Annotated in this window: 1 protein-coding gene; it reads right to left on the bottom strand. The window is 48.3% G+C overall.

Translation table 11 applies throughout. The features are described 5' to 3' along the window. The coding region (locus ACFQ2O_RS21020; protein WP_377532744.1) for a D-alanine--D-alanine ligase family protein at nucleotides 1-2692 on the bottom strand (2692 nt) is incomplete at its 3' end. Between the last annotated feature and the right edge of the window lie 83 nt (nucleotides 2693-2775).

Here is a 2775-nt window from a genome sequence, read left to right as displayed (position 1 = left end):
CCTTCATCTTAGTCCGCTCTACACCAAATTGTAGGATGCGATCTATAAAATCATAAGGCTTATAACCGTTGATTGCCGTTTGGTGGAAGATACAGGTAGCCGGTGTCATACCTGGCAAGGAGTTCACTTCAATAATGATTGTCTCCACTTCTTCATTTTCCAGCACACGGACAAAGGCATCTATTCTGGCGTAACCTTCTATATTTAAGATCTGGGCCACACGCTTCAGGTCTTCCTTCACTTTATCAGATATCTTCTGGCGTCGCTCCGGATCAGTTGCATAGCGGGCCGGTGTAATATTCTGTCCTTCTCCTGCCAAAAACTTCTCTTCCAAAGAAAGCACCTCTCCCTCAGCCAGCGCTTCCGAGGCTTCAAATATCTCGTAGTTTACTGTTCCGTCTGGTGCGTACTTGGTTAACAGGCCACCCGTTACTTCCAAGAAATGCTTGGCTCCGTTTCTGGAGATGAGCGTTTCTACCAGAAAGCCAACCTTATTCGGGAATTCCTCTTTGAAACCTAGCGACAGGGTGCGGGCGCATTCCGTATCCAGCTCTTCCATTTCGCGGAAGATCAGGGTAGAAAATGCCTCCAGCTCCTGGCGGTTCTTTATCTTTTTAACAGCAGAGCTACAACCATCATCCGCAGGCTTGGAGATAAACGGATACTGGAATTCAGCTTCTATACTTTGAAAGAAAGCTTCTTTATCCTTCAGCCAGTCCTCTTTCATAGCCATCGTATGCTTTGCCACGAGCACGCCATGTTTAGCGAGTATTTCGTTGGTTTCATACTTGTTAATGGTGATTTGCGAGGAGCGTATACCTGAACCGTTGTATGGAATATGCAGCTTCTCTAACTCCGCTTGTAGCGCACCGTCCTCACCCGGGCGACCGTGCAAGGCAATGAACACCGCATCGGTCAGGTTCTTCAGCTGCTCATACGAAATACGCTGTGGCTCCTGCAAAGTGCGCCCCGTATACTTGCGGGTGATACTCTCTGCCTCAGCTGTAATCTCTGCCAGCACCGGATGCGGCTTCCCACCTTTTTCAAAGTACTGCACTTTTTCCTTGATGTCATCCGCATTATCCTTCAACATCACATTGATCGGAATGGTGTACAGGCGATGAGACTCGTTGCTGCCTGTCAGGAAAATAGGCAGTGGCTCATACTTAGTAGAGGAAGAAAGCTTCTCGTAAATATTACGGCCACTCTCCACGGAGATGTGCCGCTCAGACGAGTAACCACCCATAATCACACCCACACGAATTTTATCATGCCGATGCGCCTGCTGCTCCTGAATTTGTTTATCCAGCTGCTGCAGCAATCGTGTCAGTTGCACTGTGTCTTTACCGGTTTTCAAACGCTCAGCAATCGAAGTTCTGATAATGTAAGTCAGGAACTGCGACGGGTTTAATCCGATTTCAGCGGCCTGGTGGAAGAAGAACGATGACGGCAACATACCTGAGGTAGTATTCGGGTCGTTCAGGAAAATGTCTCCCCTATCCGTAATAAAACCATCCAGTCGCGCATACACGTTAAAGCCGAAATCCTTAAACAGCTTGCTGCAGTCTGTTCGGATCTGCTGTATCTGCTCCGTTGGCAGGTTGATCGGTGTGATCTTACGGCTTAGCCCCGGCAGGTATTTCGAGCGATAGTCAAACATCTCATTGCCCTTCACAATCTCGGTGGGCGGCAAGGCTATTGGCTGCCCCTGCTCATCCTGCACCACAATGCAGGAAAATTCTTTGCCCTGGATAAACGCCTCTACCAGCACCTGCTGCTCGTGCTCCACGTTGGTAAGCGTAATGCTGTCGGTGGCGGAGCTGGAGAAAGTATGGTTGAGGTGGTTTAAAAGCTCCTCCGGATGGTAAATAATGGAGCCATCCTGCAACAACACCGGCATGCCGATGCCTTCACGGATATCTACCAGCTGTTTTATACTTGCTAGCTGCTTCTCTTCGCCCATGGCCAGCCACTGGCTCTTGTATATGGTTTTGGTAAAGAAGCTGCGGTCAACACCTGTTTCAAAAGAACTGAAATCCTCTTCCTTTACAATAGAGATACCGATAGAAGAGCCCTGATGCGGTGCTTTCAGAACCAAAGGAAGCCCCAACTGCGCTACCAGGTTTTTGAAAATGCCTTCCCGCTGGCTGTGATCAGACCAGTCGCTATACTTAATCAGGCTATAATCAGGCGTGGCAAAGCCGTTCTGCTTGAGCAGCTCTTTTTGTGCCGCCTTGTCTATACCGATGGCAGACGGAAGTATACCAGAGCCGGAGTATGGCATGTGGTACCACTCTAATAAGCCCTGAATGCTACCATCCTCCCCATAAGGGCCATGTAGTGCCAGGAAAGCGAAATCAAAGTGCTGCTTAAACTCGTTTGGTTGCAAACGCTTGCCCGCTTTGGCAATTATCTTATCCTGCTCTTCTATACTTAGCTCGCCCAACGACTCCAGGTAAATCTGCAAACCGTGCACACTTTCCGGCAGCGCCTCTACCGGTGGGTAAAAGTCGCGGATGGTGCCTTTGTAGATGTACTGCCAGTCTAAGCGAATAAAATTACCAAGGCTATCCACAAACACTGGAACAGCCTCAAACAGAGCTTTATCTAAATTATCGTATACCGTACGGCCACCTGCAAAAGAGATTTCACGCTCACGCGATGGGCCACCGAAAAAGATTCCTACTTTCATACTTGCAAAGGTACTAAATGAGGGGCTTAAATTAAGTAGATTTTAGCAACTAGAACAATTTTGAATGAGCGATTGAGTGAATG

The organism is Pontibacter rugosus (genome assembly GCF_042678745.1).
GTDB classification, from domain to species: domain Bacteria; phylum Bacteroidota; class Bacteroidia; order Cytophagales; family Hymenobacteraceae; genus Pontibacter; species Pontibacter rugosus.
The sequence above is the reverse complement of the archived record's forward strand: the minus strand, read 5'-3'. Positions and strand labels throughout refer to the sequence as shown.